The sequence below is a fragment of the Luteimonas sp. A501 genome, assembly GCF_054052085.1.
In genome coordinates, this window is record NZ_JBSVRI010000001.1 from 563,438 (window position 1) to 582,073 (window position 18,636).

15 protein-coding genes, 2 tRNA genes and 1 pseudogene are annotated in these 18,636 nt (G+C 64.5%); 11 read left to right on the forward strand and 7 right to left on the reverse strand.

The window, feature by feature from the left end; all coding sequences use genetic code 11:
* Positions 1–155 precede the first annotated feature (155 nt).
* The 6 genes from ACW7G5_RS02570 to ACW7G5_RS02595 are packed head-to-tail and all read left to right on the forward strand — an operon-like array spanning position 156 to position 7,242.
* Positions 156–683, forward strand: coding sequence for a GspH/FimT family pseudopilin (locus tag ACW7G5_RS02570; protein WP_457001548.1), 528 nt, complete (start codon positions 156–158; stop codon positions 681–683).
* On the forward strand, positions 680–1,183 hold the full coding sequence (pilV, locus tag ACW7G5_RS02575; protein ID WP_457001550.1) for a type IV pilus modification protein PilV: 504 nt from the start codon (positions 680–682) through the stop codon (positions 1,181–1,183). Before ACW7G5_RS02570 ends, pilV begins: the two co-directional genes overlap by 4 nt.
* 11 nt (positions 1,184–1,194) lie before the next feature.
* Positions 1,195–2,370: a PilW family protein gene (locus ACW7G5_RS02580; protein WP_457001552.1), complete on the forward strand. Its 1,176-nt coding sequence runs from the start codon at positions 1,195–1,197 to the stop codon at positions 2,368–2,370.
* Positions 2,371–2,372: 2 nt separating this feature from the next.
* A complete protein-coding gene (locus ACW7G5_RS02585) occupies positions 2,373–2,909 on the forward strand; it encodes a pilus assembly PilX family protein (RefSeq protein WP_457001553.1) in 537 nt (178 codons plus the stop codon).
* Between the two features lie 11 nt (positions 2,910–2,920).
* On the forward strand, positions 2,921–6,796 hold the full coding sequence (locus tag ACW7G5_RS02590; RefSeq protein ID WP_457001555.1) for a PilC/PilY family type IV pilus protein: 3,876 nt from the start codon (positions 2,921–2,923) through the stop codon (positions 6,794–6,796).
* Positions 6,793–7,242 (forward strand): type IV pilin protein, encoded by a 450-nt coding sequence (locus ACW7G5_RS02595; RefSeq protein WP_457001557.1) that lies wholly within the window; start codon positions 6,793–6,795, stop codon positions 7,240–7,242. Before ACW7G5_RS02590 ends, ACW7G5_RS02595 begins: the two co-directional genes overlap by 4 nt.
* A 3-nt stretch (positions 7,243–7,245) precedes the next feature.
* On the opposite strand, the gene ACW7G5_RS02600 is transcribed toward ACW7G5_RS02595, so the two are convergent.
* On the reverse strand, positions 7,246–8,934 hold the full coding sequence (locus tag ACW7G5_RS02600) for an ABC1 kinase family protein (RefSeq protein WP_457001559.1): 1,689 nt from the start codon (positions 8,932–8,934) through the stop codon (positions 7,246–7,248).
* 130 nt (positions 8,935–9,064) lie between these two features.
* On the opposite strand from ACW7G5_RS02600, the gene ACW7G5_RS02605 reads away from it, so the two are divergent.
* Positions 9,065–9,643, forward strand: coding sequence for a COG4315 family predicted lipoprotein (locus ACW7G5_RS02605; protein WP_457001561.1), 579 nt, complete (start codon positions 9,065–9,067; stop codon positions 9,641–9,643).
* Positions 9,644–9,677: 34 nt separating this feature from the next.
* On the opposite strand, the gene ACW7G5_RS02610 is transcribed toward ACW7G5_RS02605, so the two are convergent.
* Positions 9,678–9,992 carry a hypothetical protein gene (locus ACW7G5_RS02610; protein ID WP_457001562.1) on the reverse strand — a complete coding sequence of 105 codons (315 nt, stop codon included), beginning with the start codon at positions 9,990–9,992 and terminating at the stop codon, positions 9,678–9,680.
* A 217-nt stretch (positions 9,993–10,209) separates the two neighbouring features.
* A pseudogene (locus ACW7G5_RS02615) lies at positions 10,210–10,362 on the reverse strand (transposase); the annotation flags it as partial.
* A gap of 172 nt (positions 10,363–10,534) precedes the next feature.
* On the opposite strand from ACW7G5_RS02615, the gene ACW7G5_RS02620 reads away from it, so the two are divergent.
* Both ACW7G5_RS02620 and ACW7G5_RS02625 read left to right on the forward strand, forming a co-directional pair.
* Positions 10,535–10,792 carry an XRE family transcriptional regulator gene (locus tag ACW7G5_RS02620; protein ID WP_457001564.1) on the forward strand — a complete coding sequence of 86 codons (258 nt, stop codon included), beginning with the start codon at positions 10,535–10,537 and terminating at the stop codon, positions 10,790–10,792.
* On the forward strand, positions 10,789–12,117 hold the full coding sequence (locus ACW7G5_RS02625) for a type II toxin-antitoxin system HipA family toxin (protein WP_457001566.1): 1,329 nt from the start codon (positions 10,789–10,791) through the stop codon (positions 12,115–12,117). Before ACW7G5_RS02620 ends, ACW7G5_RS02625 begins: the two co-directional genes overlap by 4 nt.
* 104 nt (positions 12,118–12,221) lie before the next feature.
* Here the strand turns inward: ACW7G5_RS02625 and ACW7G5_RS02630 are convergent.
* A tRNA-Asn gene (locus ACW7G5_RS02630) sits at positions 12,222–12,298 on the reverse strand.
* A 60-nt stretch (positions 12,299–12,358) separates the two neighbouring features.
* Positions 12,359–12,886 carry a GspH/FimT family pseudopilin gene (locus ACW7G5_RS02635; RefSeq protein WP_457001568.1) on the reverse strand — a complete coding sequence of 176 codons (528 nt, stop codon included), beginning with the start codon at positions 12,884–12,886 and terminating at the stop codon, positions 12,359–12,361.
* Positions 12,887–13,082: 196 nt separating this feature from the next.
* On the opposite strand from ACW7G5_RS02635, the gene uvrB reads away from it, so the two are divergent.
* Both uvrB and ACW7G5_RS02645 read left to right on the forward strand, forming a co-directional pair.
* On the forward strand, positions 13,083–15,119 hold the full coding sequence (gene uvrB / locus ACW7G5_RS02640; protein ID WP_457001570.1) for an excinuclease ABC subunit UvrB: 2,037 nt from the start codon (positions 13,083–13,085) through the stop codon (positions 15,117–15,119).
* A gap of 161 nt (positions 15,120–15,280) precedes the next feature.
* Positions 15,281–15,355 (forward strand) — tRNA-Val (locus ACW7G5_RS02645).
* A 114-nt stretch (positions 15,356–15,469) separates the two neighbouring features.
* On the opposite strand, the gene ACW7G5_RS02650 is transcribed toward ACW7G5_RS02645, so the two are convergent.
* Together ACW7G5_RS02650 and ACW7G5_RS02655 are read right to left on the reverse strand one after the other, a co-directional pair.
* Positions 15,470–17,539 (reverse strand): esterase/lipase family protein, encoded by a 2,070-nt coding sequence (locus tag ACW7G5_RS02650; protein WP_457001572.1) that lies wholly within the window; start codon positions 17,537–17,539, stop codon positions 15,470–15,472.
* The gene (locus tag ACW7G5_RS02655; RefSeq protein ID WP_457001574.1) at positions 17,536–18,615 is read right to left on the reverse strand and encodes an Lnb N-terminal periplasmic domain-containing protein; all 1,080 of its coding nucleotides are present in this window, start codon (positions 18,613–18,615) and stop codon (positions 17,536–17,538) included. Before ACW7G5_RS02655 ends, ACW7G5_RS02650 begins: the two co-directional genes overlap by 4 nt.
* Positions 18,616–18,636 lie beyond the last annotated feature (21 nt).

An 18,636-nucleotide genomic window follows, 5' to 3' on the forward strand; every position in this document is an offset into this window, starting at 1 on the left:
GGGAGTATCGGCGGTGCTATGAGGTGATGGCCTGAGGCGGCGGTCACGCTTCCAGACGTCCGTCCGCCGGAGCTGACCGCTTGTCGCGGGCTGGTTGCATCCAGCACCAGCCCGGATAGGCTTCCGATACTCAGCGGTAAAAGCGGGTAGGGGACATGCGCCGAAATCGTTTGTCGGGCTTCAGCCTGATCGAACTCATGATCACGATTGCCGTGCTGGCGGTGTTGCTGGCTATCGGCTTGCCCAGTTTCCAGGGGTCGATGCGATCAAACAGGGTCGCCACTGGAACCAATGAGTTGATCGCATCCATGTCGCTTGCGCGTTCGGAAGCCATCCGCAGCCCAGGCGGAGCCGCGCTGTGCCCGAGCTCCAACGGTACTACGTGCCTGCCGGACGCCTCGCCGTGGACGAATGGATGGATGGTCTGGGTGGATCAGGACGGTAACGGATTGCCTGGCGGAATCAACGACAGGGTGCTCCGGTACGTGGAGGGAATTGCGGACTTGGATATCAAGGCAAGCAGCAAGCAGGCGATCCTCCGGTTTGATCAGCGGGGGCGCGCTGTAACGCCTGTCGACTTCACTGTTGCGTCCATCAAATGCCCTGCCGGACACAGTTTGGTGCGTGAGCTCACCCTCACGGCGACGGGACAGGTCAGGACGGAGAGAAGCGAATGCGAATGAGCACTGGCCTTCGGAGGTCCGGGTTTTCCGGGCGCACTTCCAGTAGTGGTTTCAGCATGATCGAAGCATTGATCGCCTTGTTGATACTGGCAGTGGGACTGCTTGGGTTTGCCTTGCTGCAAACCATGAATCTGCGGTTCACGCAGAGCGCGCAGCAACGCACCCATGCCACCAATCTGGCTTACGACCTCCTGGATCAGATGCGCGCAAATCGTTCGCAAGCCGCGTGGTACGCGGGGGGCAGTGGCGCGGGATTCGAGGCCGGCGAGGTGGACCTGGCAGAGGTGGCGTGTCAAACCCGTCCGCTGGGCTCTGTGTCGTTGGCCCAGAGCATTGTCCGGTGGCAATGCCAGGTGGTAAGGACGTTGGGTGAGACGGCAAATGCCGCGGTTTTGTACAACAACAGTACCGTGACGGTCACGATTTCCTGGGGGGACCAGCGTTGGGATCCCGACAACCCGGATGCGGAAACCGACTTTGCATTGACTACGCGGCTATGAACGGACATCCCATGTACCTTTCCCTTCGGCGCAGTCAAGGCGTCACGTTGATAGAGCTGCTTGTGGCGCTCCTCATCGGCTCCCTGCTGATTCTGGGGCTGGTGCAGGTGTTCTCAGCGTCGCGCGCTGCCTACCAGATGTCCGAAGGCATGGCTCGAGTGCAGGAGAATTCCAGGTTTGCGATGGACTTCCTGCAGCGCGATATCCGGATGGCCGGGCACTATGGTTGCGTCAACGATCAGGCGCATCTGGTTCGGGGCGAAGGCGATCCAGTGAGTCATCTCGGAACATTTACCTCCGGGGCGGGGAATCCCCTCGATTTTTCCGTTTCCATTCAAGGATACGAAGCCGCCGAAACCGCACCTGGAGATTCGGTAACCATCGGGGGCGCGCCCGCCGCTGGATGGTCACCAACGCTCCCGGGAGCAATTCAGGACCTGGAGCCGCTGCCGGGAAGTGACGTGATCGTGCTTCGCTATCTTGGCTCCCGCGGAACCCCGGTCATGGCGATTGAAACCACGCAGCTGACCATTCCGGGCGCTCCAGTTGCCGTCGAGGACCCGCCGCCGGGTTGGCCGGTACTTACCGACGAGGGCGTTGCCAATCCGACATTGTTCGGTATGGCCGACTGCTCGCATGCGGATGTCTTCGCGGGCGCAGGCGATGGTGGCAACGTGAAGGTGGATGCGTCGCTCACGCCGGCGCTGGCTGCCAAGTACAACGCTCATCCCGCCGGCCAGACGCTGTTGTATCGGGCCAATTCGATCGTCTATTACGTCGCCGAAGGAGCGTCCAATGAGCCGGCGTTGCATCGGGCGAGGTACAACGGCGGAGCCTATGCGGTCGAAGAGCTTGTTGAAGGTATTGAAAGCCTGCAACTGCTGTATGGCCTGGACGAAACCATCGATATCTCGCCCACCAATCCACCGGTCGGCAATATCACCCAGCATCAAACAGCGGATGTGCTCGCGGCGGATGCGAGTGAGTGGCAGCGGGTGGGCCTCGTACAGATAGGAATGCTCGCGAGCAGTCCTGATCGCGCGACTTCGCCACAGGCGACCAGTGGCGTAGCGACCGATGTAAGGGTGCTGGGTCTGCGCTTCCTGCCTGCAGTGGACAACGATGGACGTTATCGCACGTCGTACGAAGCGACCATCGCCTTGCGCAACCGTTTGTTCGGGAACTGACCATGACGTCCTTCTGCATGCGAACCCACTCCGTCCGCCCGCCACAGGGCTTTGGCCGCCAGCGCGGCGCGGTACTCTACGTGGCGCTGATCATGCTGGTGCTGCTCGCACTGATCGGCATCGTCGGTATGCAGGTTGCGGGCATGCAGGAGCGGATGGCTGCCAACTACCGGGCCGTGAACATGGCCTTCCAGAACACCGAAGGAAACCTGCGTAGCACCGAGTGCACCATCCAGGACATCGAGGACGGCACCACGACGACAGGCTGCGATGTAATCAGCGAGGCCGCGATCAACCGACGTTGTGACGACGGTTTCGACGTGGGGCATTGGCTGGATGGACAGACGCTGGCTTCCGCCCCGGCACGGAGCGTGAGGCAGATCGACAAGTGCATCGTGGGCGAGTCGTCGATCGCGATGGGTATTGGCCCGGATGGCAGCGTAGCCCCGACCAAGATCTACCAGATCACCACGTACGACGCCGACTCGACCACCAACCCTAGTTCAAGCGCGGCGATCGACGCCGTGTACAAGCTTTGAGGTCCACGATCATGACAGCCCGTCGCAAAAAGCTGAATGTTGCTGCAGTTCTTGCGGTTCTTGGTGCAGGAGGATACTTGGCGTACTCAGCGTTCGCCGTGCAGGCTCATCCTGAAAAGCCTTTGGCACAGGCGCCGATGAATACCGAAGTGCAGGTGCCGGCAGCGTTCATCATGGCGGTTGATGACTCTGGCTCGATGACCTATCAAAACCAGTTCCCCGGAGCTGACGGTCGTGGCTGCTGGAGTGGGCCGAACAATAATAGTGCAACCGGTTGGAGCTTTTTTTCGGACGGAGCGTTGAGGACAGGACTGAGCGGTAGTCGTGGAAGCTGCAGCTATTACTACTCGTACATCGGGCCGCGAAGCGGGAACACCTACTACGGCATCCCGCCCGTGGACAATTATGGTTTCGCCCGATCACCTGACTTCAACCCTGCCTACTTCGACCCCCGCGTGCAGTACCAGCCATGGTTGAACAGCGACGGTACGCCGTACAGCAGTAACACTTCTAACCCCGCGGGAAACGCAAGCACTACTGCTACCCTCATCGACCCCAGGGACGATGACACTGTCAATCTTGCGTCCAACTTTCTCGGGGAGGCTTCCAGTTTCCGCTTCCAGGCCTACACCCACATGGTCCTCCCTGGTGGAACCCAGTATCGGCTGGTGTCGAACTCCGACTGTGGGGGGCTTGACTCCGGCGGAAGTGGCGGTAACCGCTGGCGGGAGGTTGGCAGCAGCGGCCACACGATGAGCGCGAACTGCGCGCTTTATATCCGCCATTATCCCGCTACCTTCTATCTGGAGGAAAAACTGCCCAGCGCACTGTCCGATTACGCGGGAATCACACCCTCCGAGGCTGTTGGTGCTTGTGGCGCCGATTGTAATCTCTGGAAGTACAGGATCACGTCTGCTGACACTGCGGCGCTCCAGAATTTTGCGAATTGGTTTTCCTACTATGGCAACCGCAACCGAGCGATGGTCGCGGGCATGACACGCTCGTTGGCGACTATCAACAACCTGCGGGTAGGCTACTTCACGATCAACGGCTCTTATCAGAATCTGGCAATGCGCGACATGTCAGACGCCACAGATAGATTGAACTTGTACGAAAGCATGATGAAGCTGCCAGCAAGCGGTAATACGCCCAACCTGCCGGCCGTGAACCACATGGGTGCCCAGTTCCAGCGTAGGGATGGCAACGCACCGGTCCAACTGGCCTGCCAGCGCAATGGAGGCATGCTTTTCACGGACGGATTCAGCAATGTCGCGAGCTCTGCGGGTGGGTTGGCGGAATTGGGTGCTCCATTTGATCCGACACCGGCAAACAGCATGGCGGCGATCGCCAGCCAGTATTACTTCAATGAAGGCAGCAATGCGGTTGGCGCTGGTGGCGTGTCCCCTTTGAACGACACGCTGGCAGCGGGCCAGGTGCCCGTACCTGCGGCGTGTTCGGGGCCCGATAGCCCGGAACGGCGAAAGTTGAACTGCCAGACCAATCTTCACATGAACTTTTACGGCGTGACCCTGGGAGCGCGAGGCGAGCGATTCGACCCGGATGCGCCGCAGGATCCGCATGACGCGTACGCTGGCTGGAGTAGTCCGAAGTGGCCGGGCTACTCATCCGGTGCGCGGAGCACTGTGGACGATATCTGGCATGCGACTGTCAATACTCGCGGTGACTTCATCAATGCGCGTACGCCTGCCGACATCGTGACAGCGATGCGGAGAATCCTGGCATCCGTCAGTGCCGGCGCATCGCCGTCTGGTGCAATAGCGCTCACCGGTGCCCGAATCGGTACCGGATCGCTGACGGTGACTCCGCGATATGAGGTGACCACCGAAAGTGATGGCACTGACTGGTATGGCGACATCGAAGCCCAGCAGGTAAGCGTGAACCCCGTTACCCGTGAGGCGACATTCGGTCCGGGCGGATGGAGCGCGAGTGCGCGACTCCCGCAGCCGGATGACCGTCGCATCTACTTCGCACGCGAAGGTGACGTGCTGCCCTTCGCGGCAGGCTCTCTCTCTCTGAGCGACCTTTGTGAGAAGCCGGCGGGCCTGTATTCGTCGATGTCCCTGTGCGCGCCTGCGCATCCCGGCGGAACGACGCACATCGAAAACATGGGCTTCGACATCGCTGATGCGGTCGACTACCTCAGGGGCGACGAGACCCATGAGGGCGTTGGGGCGGGCCACCTGCGCAGGCGGGTCAGCTCGAAGATCGGAGACATCGTCAACTCGACGCCGGTCATCAGTGCGCCTTCCGACGACTATGGCTATCGCGCGCTGGGATCCCACGACTCGATCAATTACGGCAGCAGTTATGCCGAGTATCTGGAAGATAAGGAGGACCGGCGCTACATGGTGTACGTCGGGGCGAACGACGGCATGCTGCACGCGTTTGATGGAGGAATGGACAGCGAGGGCGGGACCATCGACTCTGCCGGCGGGCGCGAGCGCTTCGCATACATTCCCGGTACGTCGCTTGGGCATATGGGCAATCTGCTGATTCCAAACGATCCGACCAATGAGAACGATCAGAAGTTCCAGCACCGCTACTACGTGGATGGTCCCGTTGTAGTCTCGGACGCCCACTACGGCGGTGGCTGGCATACGGTGCTCGTCGGCACGACGGGTGCTGGTGGGCGTGGGATCTATGCCTTGAACGTGGACAACCCTGCCGGGTTCGACGGAAGTGACCGTCTCTGGGAAATCAGTGACCTGAACACGTCTCTCGACGAGGATGTTGTCGACGACATTGGCTTCGTGCTCGGGAAGCCGGTGATCGTGCCGGTGAAGACGCATGACGATGATATCCGCTGGGTCGCTGTATTCGGCAATGGCTATCAGAGCAAGACCGGCGACGCCGTGCTGTTCGTGGTCGATATCGACGATGCGGCCAATCCGACCATCCGGACGGTTCGTGCCATAGAGGCTGCCGGCCCGAACGTGCCTACGGGGAGCAATGGGCTCGGCAACATTGTCGTGGTCGATCGCTGGGGCGGCTCCGAATTGACCAGCCCAGTTCGCGACGGCTTTGCGGATACTGTCTACGCTGCGGATCAGCGCGGTGCCATCTGGAAGTTCGACCTGCGCGACGAGGTGCCGGCAGAACCCGAACTGCCGGTATTTGTAACGCAGACAATTCCGGAAGGTGGCCGTGCATTCCGTCAACCGATCACCGGTGGCATGGCTGTGACCACCGGCGCGGGCGGCGGGGTCATGCTTTACTTCGGCACCGGCAGTTTCTCGTTCGAAGACGACGGCCGTGACGAGACGCCCCAATCCCTGTATGCGATCAATGACACGGTGCGTGGCCCGGTCACGGAGACCCTCAGGCTGAACCAGCTCACGCGCTATACGGTCGGGGCAGGGACCGATGCGCGTGGGTTGGCCATGGACACCGTGTCGCCCCTTTTCCCGCAGGGCTGGTACGTGAACCTGCCCGCGGGCGAGCGCTTCGTAGGGTATCCGAACATCGCGACTGGCATGGTGTTCATGCCGACCTACGTCCCCAATGCCGCCACTACAGGGTGTTCAACTGGAGGCAATAACTGGTTGTTCGGGCTCAATGCAAGGACCGGTGCGCCAGGTTTGTCGTCTGTGTACGGCTCTCCGCACAACCTGCCAAATCCCGATGTCGAGCCGGTTTACGAGGCGGGTACCGCTGCCGTCACTTTGGCAACAGGAGGAACCGCACCCGTGAAGGATGTTGGGGTGTTCGCATTGCCGGGCCTGCCTCCAGTAACTCCTGCAGCGCCAGGTGCCCCGGTGCCGGACCCTACTGGCAGGAACTGCTGGATGGCGGTAACCGTTGCGGGGACCGACCCCATGTATCTTCCGTATCCGTGCGGGCGCCAGTCGTGGAGGCAGGTGCAATGAAGCGCACGTATGAGCTTGCAACTACAGGTAGCCGCTCGATGGGTTTTACGCTTATCGAGCTGATGGTGACCGTGGCGATCGTCGCTATCTTGGCGGCGATCGCAGTGCCCAACTACCAGGAGCAAGTGCGAAAGGCCCGAAGAGGGCAAGCACAAGCGGACCTGGTGGAATTGGCACAGAGGGCGGAACGGCACCACACCGTCAACAATACTTACGAGACATTCTGGGCGACAGTGGAGCCGCAGGTCTCGCCCCGGGATGGAACGGCGTACTACAACCTCAACATGAGGACGCCAACCGCAAACACATTCGTATTGACGGCCACTCCCATATCAACGACGCCGCAGGTCAAGGACAGGTGCGGAACCATGACGATGAATCAGGCAAGCGTGAAGACCCATTCTGTCGGATCGGATTCAGACTGTCGGTTCGGCTCGACCCCCTGAGAGTCAGGCCCTCGGGCCGCGCTCTTCCCGCACCTTCGGCCGCCGATCACTAAACAGCACACTCAGCACGATCCCGAACCCCAACGCCGAAGCCAGCAGGAACATCCCCATCGCCACTGCCGGGTAACCAAACAACGTAGGTCCGGCCACATCCCCGCGCATCAGCATCGCACTCGCCAGGATGAGCGCAGCCACGATCACCCCCGCTGCCACCCGGTTGGCGATCTTCTGCAGGTTCTCCGTCAGCCGCGACTCCTGCAGCCCGACCATCCGCACTTGCAGCTTGTTCTCGGACACCAGCGACAGGATGTTCGACAGCTTGCGTGGCGCTTCCTGCAGCAGGTTCTGCAGTTCGATCGCGTCGCCGGCCAGCCGTGCTGGTGAGAATGCCTGGCGCACGCGCTGGCGCATCAGCGCCTGCAGGTGGCCCTCCACCACGCGCTTGACGTCCAGCTCCGGCGTCAGCGCATTGCACACGCCTTCAAGGTTCAGCAGGGTCTTGCCCAGCATGTGAAGTTCGGGAGGCGAGCGCAGCCCGCAGGCCACGCTCAGTCGCGCCAGCTCCATCATCAAGCGGCCTTCCGACAGCGCCTGCGAGCTGCCATGTGCCGCATAGCGCGCGACCAGGTGACTCACCTCGCGCACGTAGCGGACTTCGTCGAAGTCTTCGAGCAGGATCGACATCGCGATGGTCTCGTCCGCCACCTCTTCACCACGACCGTCGATCGCCGAGAACAGCAGCTTCAGCAGATGCTCGCGCTGCCTCGGGGGCACGTGCGCGACCATGCCGAGGTCGAAGATCGCGAGCTGCTCGTCCTCGGTCACCAGCATATTGCCGGGATGCGGGTCGGCGTGGATCTCGCCGTGCACGAAGACCTGGTCCAGATAGCCGCGCATCAGTGCGGCGGTGAGCGCTGCGTAGTCGTGCTCGGTGCGGCGAAGGCCGCTGAGTGCGGTGACCTTGGTGCCGCGGATCAGTTCCATGGTCAGCACGCGGCGCGTGCTCAGGTTGCGCAGCGGGGCGGGCACCAGGATTTCAGGGTAGTCGGCCAGGCGTTCGCGGAACCGTTCGAGGTTGTCGGCTTCAAGGTGGTAGTCGAGTTCGGCCAGCAGGGTCTTGCGGAATTCGTCGACCCAGTCGGAGAAGCGCAGGCGGCGTCCGATACGGGTGCTGGCATCGGCGCGGCGCGCGATGTTGGCAAGTGTGTCGAGGTCGGAGCGGATCTCGAGATCCACGCCCGGTCGCTGCACTTTCACGGCGACCTCGCGGCCGTCGTTGAGCACGGCACGGTGTACCTGCGCCAGTGAGGCGGAGCCCAGCGGCACGTCGTCGAACTCGCGGAACAGCTTGCCCAGGCGCACGCCCAGTTCGGCTTCGATCAGTTCGCGGATCGCAGCTGCGGGTACCGGCAGGACGTCATCCTGCATGCGTTCCAGTGCGACGAGATAGGGCGCAGGCACCATGTCCGGTCGGGTTGAAAGCGACTGGCCGATCTTGATGAATGTCGGCCCCAGGGCCTCAAGGTCGTCGACGAAGGCCTCCGGTCCGGTGGTGTCGTCGTTGGATGCCACCACCTCTGCGTCCAGATCGGCGATGTCCACGTCGGCACCTCCGAACAGGCCGGCACCGCGATGCTTCAACACGAACCGCAAGATCTGCGCGCTGCGCGCCATGCTGCTGTTTCCGGCCATGGGCCCCTCCTTGAATCGGGCCAAGGTAGCGGGAGCGATGTCAAGGTGGACTGAGGGCCGCAGCGGCCTGTTCACGCATCTCCTACGGACCGCGTTCTAGTGTCGACGCCTACCCCTTCGGAGGCACGCCATGAGCCGCTATACGATGATGCTTGCGCTGGGCGTCGGTGCCCTGGTCCTCGCGGGCTGCAACGATCGCAGCGACATGCGCACCGATGCGGGCGAGGCGCGAAGCGAGGCGGAGGACGGGCGCATGCCGCAGGAGTCGCTGCCTGCGGACCAAGGCCGTCCGAGCGGGACACCTGCGCCGATCCAGGGCTCCGGGATGCAGGAGGGCGCCGGCAACGCGAATGCCACCTTGGCGATGTCCGGCTCGCCGTCCTCGCACTTGGTGGATGGCGCTGGCAGTGCGGTCTATGTGCTGGCCGGCAATACCGATGGCAGCAAGTGCGACGCGGTCTGCGAGGAGGTCTGGCCGCCGGTGATGGCGCACGACCTGCAGCCCTCGGGGGGCGCCGGCGTGGAGTCGGCGCGGATTGGCACCCTTGAGCGCGAAGGCCGCATCCATGTGACCTATGGTGGCGAGCCGCTGTACCGCTATTCGGGCGATGCCGGTGCGGACCGCACGAGCGGTGCCGGTGTTGATGACCAGTGGGGAAAATGGTCGCTGGTGGGCCTGGACGGCCAGGCGTTGCCCGATCCTCAGTAGGGCGCAGCATCAGTCGTGCAAGCGCGTCATCAGTTCAATCGCCTGCATCGTTCTTGTCCGGCCCTTCCTTGCCGCTCCAGCGTTCGCTGCGTTCGTCGCGGTCATCCGTGCGCCATCGGCTGCGGTCCGAAGCCTCACGCTCGGCGGGCGACTGCCGGTCCACGTGTTCGCCTGCGGCCCGGCCGGCATGGTCGCCGCGCCCGGGGCCACGCTCCGCGTAGCCGCTGTGGTCCTGGTCCTGGTCGAGGCTCCGGGTCGCGTCCTGATGCGTCTCCGGCTGGACATCCGCATCGGCATCGGTTCGGGCGCGGTTGCGCGCGTCTTGCGCATCTTCGGGTCGTGTGGGCATGTCGTATCTCCTGCGTCTGGCGAAGTTATCGTGCGCCCGGGTAGGCGACGTGAAACCTCAGCGTTTGGCTTCGACGTCCGCGGATGTGCGCCTTCGCGAGATGCGCATTCAGGCGGTGCTTGGCGGAGTCATCAATGTGATTTTCGGTGAAGGAATTGTCGACACCGGATGGACGGGTAGCCGGGAACCAAGCGGGCCGGGCAAAGAAAAAGGTTCTTCACGGATTACCGGGGAAGGCGGCCTTGATCTTCAGGAAGAAGTAGTCGTGGTTGCGGTAGCCGTAGGCCATGCGCTTGATGACCTTGATCTTGTTGTTGATGCCTTCCAGCTGGCCGGTGTGCATCGGCCAGCGCACGCGGCTGAGGATCCCGCAATGGTTCTGGTTAGCCTGACCATTACGATGATTCGGCAGCGCCGGTTCCCACGGCCTGTGCGATTGGGCGGAGATGTTCGCGCTGGCCCATGGCGACTGCATTGGTTGCGAATTGGAGATATTTGGCAAATAATGAGCCATATGTGAATCAAATTGATAAATACGTCAAATGCAGACGGTTCTAGAGCTCGGTGAAGCAGTCGCGGCCCGAAGACGGTCCCTTGGCTTGAAGCAAGGGGATGTCGCCGCCCGCGCGGGCGTTTCCCAGGAATCCCTGTCCCGATTCGAACGCGGGAAGCTGGCCGAGTTCGGTTCGCGCAAGCTCCTGGCCGTGCTGGCGGCGCTCGGCATGGAACTCGAATTCGCCGAAGTGGGGGCGTCCGGGTCGCTGGACGAGCTTCGCCGTGAGCGCGGGGGCGGTGCGTGAGCCTGTCCGTATACGTGCTCGGCCGCGAAGTCGCCACGCTGGAAGCAGATGGCGACTTCAAGAGTTCGATGAGGTATCACGAAGGCGTGGCCGCGGACGATTTCGTTTCCCTGACCATGCATGTGCGTCCCGAGCCCTACATCTGGGACGATGTTCTGCACCCAGTCTTCCAGATGAACCTGCCCGAGGGCTACCTGTTGCAGATGCTGCAGGAGCAGTTCGGTCCCGTCATCGGCGCCAGCCCGATGGCGCTTCTATCTGTCATCGGTCGCAACATGATCGGACGCATCCAGGTGGCTCCGCCGGGGGCGAGCCTGGAGGAGCCGGCCCAGCCCGTAGACGTGGCTGGCCTGTTGCAGGGTGACAACTCCGAAGAAGCTTTTGCAGAACTCGTTCGCCGGCATGCCACCAGCGGTGTATCAGGCGTGGTGCCGAAGTTCCTGGACGTCGATGCTGAGAGGGTCGGCACCGGCCCGCATACGAAGTCCACGCTGTTCACCCACAAACACATCATCAAGGGCTCCTCCCGGCTCCTGCCGTTCGTATCCCTCAACGAGCACCTGTGCATGCAGGTGACCCGCCGGGTGATGCCTGCCGCGGAGACCGAAGTGTCCCGTGACGGCCAGGCCTTGGTCGTCCATCGCTTTGACGTGGACGAGAACGGCGCTCGCCTCTGCGGCATGGAGGACTTCTGCGCCCTGCTGGGCCTGCGGCCAGCGGCCAAGTACGAAACCACTTGGGAGCGCATCGCCAAGGCGGTCCGCGATCACGTCCCGGCCGCCAATCGGTCGGTCGTCTTCCGCGAGATGGCGACCATGCTGCTGCTGACCTACGCCCTGCGCAACGCCGACTGCCACGCCAAGAACGTCGCCCTGCGCTACACCCGTCGCGACGACGTCCATCTGGCGCCGGCCTACGACATGATCACCACCGCCGCGTATCCCGATTACGCCAGGAACCCCCCGGGAATAGCCTTCATGGGCAAGAAAACCTGGGATCCGGGCAAGCACCTGCAGACCTTCATTACTGCAACGTTCGGGTTGCAGCCGCGGGAGCAGGCGGAAATTGTCGAGCAGATCGGTCTTGCGATGGCCGAAGTGGGCCCCCAGGTCCGCGAAGCGATGGACGTGCATCCGGGCTTCGTGGAAATCGGCAAGCGCATGCTGCTCGCCTGGCAGGAGGGTATCGCTGGCCTGCGGGACAAGCGCATCTATGCCATGGCCGGCGCCGAACTGGGCGAGGCATTCACCAGTTTCTCGGATCCAAAGCCAATCAAGAACGAGCGTCAGGTGATCGGCCGCTCCGAATTGCTGGGAAAGCACTGAGAAGATCAGCTCCTGAGCGCAGGCCTCGCGAGACGTTGTTACGTGCGCTGTTACGTGGCCAAAAAAAAGGGCCTGCGGATTGCTCCACAAGCCCTTGAATTCTTTGGCGCCCGAAGTTGGACTCGAACCAACGACCCCCTGATTAACAGTCAAGTGCTCTAACCAGCTGAGCTATTCGGGCGGGGACGCACATTTTAGTGCTTGTTCCCGCCGGGTCAAGGAGGGAAGCACTGTTCCCGGCTCAGGGACATGCCGTTTCCTGCCGTGGCCGCTCGCTTCGCACCCTCCCGAGGCGGTTCACCACCACCTTTCCGCGCAGCAGTCCGCGGGCGCAGGCGTTCACGCTCAGGTTGCTGTGTGCGGCCATGCCGTTGGCCTGGTAGCGGAGCCAGGGGCGCGTGGAGGTGAGGCGGAGGCGCTCGGCGCCGCCGGCGGGGGCGTCGGTCGTGCGCAGGACATCGCCCGGCGCATCGGGCCGCCGGTTGCCATCCGGATCCCGGAACACCAGCCAGCCGCCGCTCCAGTCGTGGTCGCCGGCGCAGCCGGTCTCCGCGCGGCCCGGGCAGACCACGATCTGCTCGCGGCGCATGATCGCGCTGCTGCGGGCGCTGGCCATGTCGGCGGTGAGCAGGTGCAGGCTGGTGGCCAGGCGCTGGCGCTCCAGCGTGCCGCTGAAAGCAGGCAGGCCCAGGGCCAGGGCAACGGCCAGGATGGCCACCACGGTCATGGCCTCGATCAGGGTGAACCCGTGCGAATGGCGCCTGGGCATGTCCAGCCTCCTTGCCGGTCATGTCTGTATCGGGGCACCACGCTAGACCGAGCGTCCGGCTACCGCTGTCGGCGTCCAGCGCCGGCTGGCGTCGGGAAAGCGCGGAGGGCGGCGTCCGCGCAGGCGCACATGGATCGGCGCCGGTGTGCCAGGCCGCGTTCGCGGACCGTTCGCACGGCCCACCTACAATGGCCGCATGAGAGCAGCCGCACACACGCCTTTCCAGCTCGTCTCCCCGTACCAGCCCGCCGGTGACCAGCCGCAGGCCATCGCACGCCTGATCGCCGGCTTCGAGAACGGCCTTGCGCAGCAGACCCTGCTCGGCGTCACCGGGTCGGGCAAGACCTACACCATCGCCAACGTGGTCGAGGCGGTGCAGAAGCCGACCATCGTCATGGCGCCCAACAAGACGCTGGCGGCGCAGCTGTACGGCGAGTTCAAGTCGTTCTTCCCGCACAACGCGGTCGAGTACTTCGTCAGCTACTACGACTACTACCAGCCCGAGGCCTACATCCCGTCGTCGGACACGTTCATCGACAAGGACAGCGCGATGAACGAGCACATCGAGCAGATGCGGCTGTCGGCGACCAAGGCGCTGCTGTCGCGGCCGGACGCGCTGATCGTGGCCACGGTGTCGGCGATCTACGGCCTCGGCGACCCGGAGGACTACCTCAAGCTGCGCCTGATCCTGGCGCGCGGCGAGCGCATCGAGCAGCGCGCGCTGATCCGCCACCTCACCGAGCTGCAGTACACGCGCAACGACACCGAGCTGCGCCGCGGCACCTACCGCGTGCGCGGCGAGGTGATCGACGTGCATCCGGCGGAGTCGGAAGCCGAGGCGTTGCGCATCGAACTCTTCGACGGCGAGGTCGAGAACCTGGCCCTGTTCGATCCGCTCACCGGCGAGGTACAGCGCAAGGTGCCGCGCTACACGGTCTATCCCAAGACCCACTACGCCAGCACCCGCGAAAGCGTGCTCAACGCGATCGAGACCATCAAGGTCGAGCTCAAGGAGCGGCTGGAATACCTGTACGCGAACAACAAGCTGGTCGAGGCGCAGCGGCTGGAGCAGCGCACGCGCTTCGACATCGAGATGATGGCCGAGGTCGGTTTCTGCAACGGCATCGAAAACTACTCGCGGCACATGACCCGACGCGAGCCGGGCGCGCCGCCGCCGACGCTGTTCGACTACCTGCCGCCGGATGCGCTGCTGGTGGTGGACGAGTCGCACGTGACCGTGCCGCAGATCGGCGGCATGTACCGCGGCGACCGCGCGCGCAAGGAAACGTTGGTCGAATTCGGCTTCCGCCTGCCATCGGCGCTCGACAACCGGCCGCTGCGCTTCGAGGAGTGGGAGGCGCGCGCGCCGCGCAAGATCTTCGTCTCGGCCACGCCCGGCAAGTACGAGCTCGAGCACTCCGGCGACGAGATCGTGGAACTGGTCGTGAGACCCACCGGCCTGATCGACCCGGAGGTCGAGATCCGCCCGGTCGCGACCCAGGTTGACGACGTGCTCGGCGAGATCACCAAGCGCGTGGCCATGGGCGACCGCGTGCTGATCACCACCCTGACCAAGCGCATGTCCGAGAACCTCACCGAGTACCTTGGCGAGCACGGCGTGCGCGTGCGCTACCTGCATTCCGACATCGATACCGTGGAGCGGGTGGAGATCATCCGCGACCTGCGCCTGGGCAAGTTCGACGTCCTGGTCGGCATCAACCTGCTGCGCGAAGGCCTGGACATGCCCGAGGTGTCGCTGGTGGCGATCCTGGATGCCGACAAGGAGGGCTTCCTGCGCTCCACCGGCTCGCTGATCCAGACCATCGGCCGCGCCGCGCGCAACGTGCGCGGCAAGGCGATCCTGTACGCCGACAGGGTCACCGACTCGATGAAGCGCGCGATCGACGAAACAGACCGCCGTCGCGCCAAGCAGGTCGAATACAACACCGAGCACGGCATCACCCCGCGCTCGGTGGCGCGCCCGATCATGGACATCATGGAGGGCGCACGCAGCGATGCCGCGGAAGCCCGCAGCAGCCGCGGAAAAGGGGCACGCAAGGTGGCTGAAGCGGCCGACGACTACGCCCGGCTCGAACCGGCCAAGGCCGCGGCGCGGCTCAAGGCCCTGGAGCAGCAGATGTACCAGCACGCCCGGGACCTCGAGTTCGAGGAGGCCGCCGCCGTCCGCGACCGCATCCACCAGCTCAAGGAGGCCATGCTGGCCGTCCGCTAGGAAAAAGCCCCTGTCCGCCAGGAAGAGGCCTGTAGGAACGGCTATAGCCGCGACCGGAACTGGCGGCCGACCGGCGGTCGCGGCTATAGCCGCTCCTACAGGGCAGTTGGTGCGCCGGGCTTGCCGTGGGGCGGACCAGCCGCTAGAATTCCCGTCCCTTCGGGCGGTTAGCTCAGTGGTAGAGCATTACCTTGACATGGTAGGGGTCGGGGGTTCGAAACCCTCACCGCCCACCACTTAAGACCTTGAATTAACGGGATTAAGTGACGAAGGAACGAAACCCGGCCGCTGCGCCGGGTTTTTCGTGTTCGCTGCAAGGCCATGGGACGGCTTGTGACCAAGGCAGGCGCTCAGTCGCCGTCGGCATCCAGCGGGCCGGCGAGCTCCCTGACATCCTGATGCAGGATCCGCCTGATCTCCAGGATCGCAGGCGCGGACTCCTGGATGCTGTGCCCGCCGACGATCACTTTCTCCGACACCGCGCCGGGCAGGTGGGCGCTGGGGTAGGGCACCAGCCCGTCATCCGAGGCCTCGAGCGGCACCGCCGGGTCGGCCTGCGCGATGATGCTGTGGTACTTGACCTTGGGCGATATCGGCAGGTCGGCGGCGGCGCGGACGAAGGGGTCGCTTTCGCTGAGGTTCTCGATGCTGTTGGGCAGTGCGATCGGCTCCTGCGTTCCGTCTTCGCCGACCAGGAGTTCGCCCACCTCCTCCAGCACCGTAAGCGGCAGCCGGACCAGCTTCCCGATCAGGCGCCCCAGCCGGTTCCCGGCCACCTTCGTACCGCGATGCGGCGAGGCGATGAACACCACGCGCTCCACGCTCGGCAGCGGCTCGAAGCGCAGCATCCGGTCCAGCCTGGGGCCGGCGCGCTCCAGGCGCCCGTCGTCGAGCTCGTAGTTCTCCCGCAGCCAGGTCCACAGCTGGTCGTCGGCGGACGACACCAGCAGCCGCGACAGCACGCCGCCCATGCTGTGGCCGATCAGCACGGTGTCCTGCGACGCGCGCGCATTGCCTTCGGGATCGAAGTGCTGCATCGCGTCCACGATGATGCGGCGGATCGCGGACTGATTGAGCACCAGCGGCATATTGGTGGGGTAATAGATTTGCCAGATCTGGAATTCGCGGCGCAGCACGTCGTCGCCCAGCACTTCGTTGGCGACGTTCACCCAGGCCTCGGGGCTGCTTGCCAGACCGTGGATCATCAGCAGGATCCGGCGATCGGGGTCGTAGGGCTGCATCATGTAGAGGTGCGGGCGGGTGATGCCCTGCTCGCGCCCGAACAGGGTCTGCAGCGACTGGCGGTTGAAGCCGGAGCGAGCCAGCCACAGGCCGTAGCCGGCGCTGTAATTGGCTGAAAGGGGCACGCGCAGGCCGTGCAGGTCGATCGCGTCTTCGACGTATGGATCGTGGCCGCTGATGAGCAGCTCCCGCGTCGCCAGCACGCTCGCAAGGTCGTCGCCCGGGAAGCGGATCAGCAGGGTGAGCGTGGGCGAGGGCATCTCGCTGAAAGGGCGGGGGCGGTCGCCGCGCCGACGATCGGCTCCATCGCCGCGCGTGCGCTCGCCGGAGGCCGGGCCGGTGGCCTGCGCCGGCTGTGTCGCGGTGGTCACCGGGTCGTCGCCCATCACCGCAACCACGTCGGCGCCAAAGCCGTCACGCCGGTAGATGCTGCGCAGGCCGGCGAAGGAAATCGACGACGCAGGCACCAGCTCCCTGGGCAGCTCCACGCCTTCCGGCATGCGCATGCCGGACATGTCGCTCCTGATCGTCCAGCCGGCGATCGACAGGCTGGGGTCGACGCCAGCGTCTCCCGCGGCATTCGAGCCGGCCCCCGCCGCCACCGGCCGATCCTGCCAGCGCTGGAACAGCCCCGACGCCGCCTGCTGCACGGCGTAGTTGTAGTAGTCACGCACCTGCGTCTGGCGGTCCTCGAAGGCGCGCTCGCCGGGGGCGCGCTCGCTGAAGAACAGGTAGGCGTAGGCGTGGCGCGCGGCTTCCAGCCAGGCGTCGATCTGGGCATCGGCGGCGGGCACCGAGCCTGCCGGCGTCAGCGCGATGGCCTGTTGCGTCCAGAGCTCGGCCAGGGACGCCAGGCGGCGCTCGTCGGTCAGGCCCTGCACCTGCGCCAGCGCGGCCATGCAGGCGGGCGCCGGCGGTTCGAGGCAGGCGTTGTCATCGAGGCCGGCGACGCGCAGTGCTGCCTGGGTGGCCGGGCTGAGTTCATCGGTGGTGAGGATGTCGCTGCGCTTGATGGCGATGTACTCGCCCGGGCCCAGCTGCCCGGCTTCCACGCGCGGCGCGAATTCCTTGAGGATCGCGCAGCCGCCGAGCAGCAGCAGGCAGCTGGCCAGCGCCAGCGCGCGGGCTGCACGGTGCGCGGAGCCCTTCGTGGAGACCATGGGATGCGTAATGGTCATTGCCCCAGCTCCGCCGCCGTGACGCCGGGCACCTGCTGCCGGATGGCCCGCGAGAACGCCTGTGCATCGGGCGCATCCGCCGGTACGCGCAGGGCGCGCGGGTTGATGTAGCCGCGTGCCTGCAGTTCGGCGAAGTCGTGGCCGGGAACCAGTGCGCCCTGGTCATGGGCGTAGCGGGCGAAGTGCCCCGACAGCAGCAGGCGATAGTCCATCGGAAGTCCCGGGGCGATGTGGCGTGCGATCTCGAAGATGATGGTCGTGCAGTTGCTGGTCAGCGAATTGTAGAAGGCGGGCCGCTCCTGCAGTTCGCCGGCCTTGGCGACGTAGCCGAGGAACATGGCGCGCAGCGCTTCGCGTGGAATGTCCAGGCGGTACAAGTACACGTCTTCGTCGCGTGTGTTGCTGCGCGTGCGCACGATGTCGCGTTCGTCCGCGGCCACCAGTACCTGCTCGAACCTGCGGAAGAAGCCGCCCAGCGCGGAGAACGATTCGTGGCGCTCCTTGCGGATCTCCAGCGAGAACACCACCCGGCTGCCGTCCTCGAAGCCGAATGAGACCAGGGTGTGGGCGATGTGCGGCCCCATCCAGTACGACATCACCAGGTCCGCGCTGGCCAGTTCGGCGAGGTCGTAGCGCCGCGTTTCCCAATGGGACGTGTAGTCCTCTACGGTGCGCCATTCGAAGTTGCGGACGTTGTGCAGCACCACGGTGTCGCCTTCGACTTCGGCCTCGAGCAGCCGCGCGACGTCGTCGGCCCAGTCGCGGTCGTGGGAGGGCGCAAGGCTTGCCCACCAGGCGAACAGGCCCGCCAGCGCCAGGGTAAACGCCGCCAGCAGCAGGCTGCGGACAGGGCGCAGGCGCTGGCCCGCGAGCGACGCGATGGCCACGACGCCGAGCAGCGACCATGCGGCGATCACGATGCCGCGGACGATCCCGGGTCCGGGCAGCTGGTAGCCAAGCAGCAGGGCGCCCCAGCCCGTGGCTGCGGCCAGGCTCACCGCCAGCAGCGCGCCTGCGGTGCGTGGCAGCCAGCGGCTGCGCTGGCGCGCGGGTGCGCGGAAGGCGTGTTCGGGCATTGGAATCACGGGCTGGAGGAA

What these genes read in the sequence shown, in the direction of transcription:
- ACW7G5_RS02620 (WP_457001564.1), top strand. Translation starts at nt 10,535, where the DNA reads ATGCAGACGGTTCTAGAGCTCGGTGAAGCAGTCGCGGCCCGAAGACGG.
- ACW7G5_RS02580 (WP_457001552.1), top strand. Translation starts at nt 1,195, where the DNA reads ATGTACCTTTCCCTTCGGCGCAGTCAAGGCGTCACGTTGATAGAGCTG.
- uvrB (WP_457001570.1), top strand. Translation starts at nt 13,083, where the DNA reads ATGAGAGCAGCCGCACACACGCCTTTCCAGCTCGTCTCCCCGTACCAG.
- ACW7G5_RS02590 (WP_457001555.1), top strand. Translation starts at nt 2,921, where the DNA reads ATGACAGCCCGTCGCAAAAAGCTGAATGTTGCTGCAGTTCTTGCGGTT.
- ACW7G5_RS02655 (WP_457001574.1), bottom strand. Translation starts at nt 18,615, where the DNA reads ATGCCCGAACACGCCTTCCGCGCACCCGCGCGCCAGCGCAGCCGCTGG.
- ACW7G5_RS02605 (WP_457001561.1), top strand. Translation starts at nt 9,065, where the DNA reads ATGAGCCGCTATACGATGATGCTTGCGCTGGGCGTCGGTGCCCTGGTC.
- ACW7G5_RS02650 (WP_457001572.1), bottom strand. Translation starts at nt 17,539, where the DNA reads ATGACCATTACGCATCCCATGGTCTCCACGAAGGGCTCCGCGCACCGT.
- ACW7G5_RS02595 (WP_457001557.1), top strand. Translation starts at nt 6,793, where the DNA reads ATGAAGCGCACGTATGAGCTTGCAACTACAGGTAGCCGCTCGATGGGT.
- pilV (WP_457001550.1), top strand. Translation starts at nt 680, where the DNA reads ATGAGCACTGGCCTTCGGAGGTCCGGGTTTTCCGGGCGCACTTCCAGT.
- ACW7G5_RS02585 (WP_457001553.1), top strand. Translation starts at nt 2,373, where the DNA reads ATGACGTCCTTCTGCATGCGAACCCACTCCGTCCGCCCGCCACAGGGC.
- ACW7G5_RS02610 (WP_457001562.1), bottom strand. Translation starts at nt 9,992, where the DNA reads ATGCCCACACGACCCGAAGATGCGCAAGACGCGCGCAACCGCGCCCGA.
- ACW7G5_RS02635 (WP_457001568.1), bottom strand. Translation starts at nt 12,886, where the DNA reads ATGCCCAGGCGCCATTCGCACGGGTTCACCCTGATCGAGGCCATGACC.
- ACW7G5_RS02570 (WP_457001548.1), top strand. Translation starts at nt 156, where the DNA reads ATGCGCCGAAATCGTTTGTCGGGCTTCAGCCTGATCGAACTCATGATC.
- ACW7G5_RS02600 (WP_457001559.1), bottom strand. Translation starts at nt 8,934, where the DNA reads ATGGCCGGAAACAGCAGCATGGCGCGCAGCGCGCAGATCTTGCGGTTC.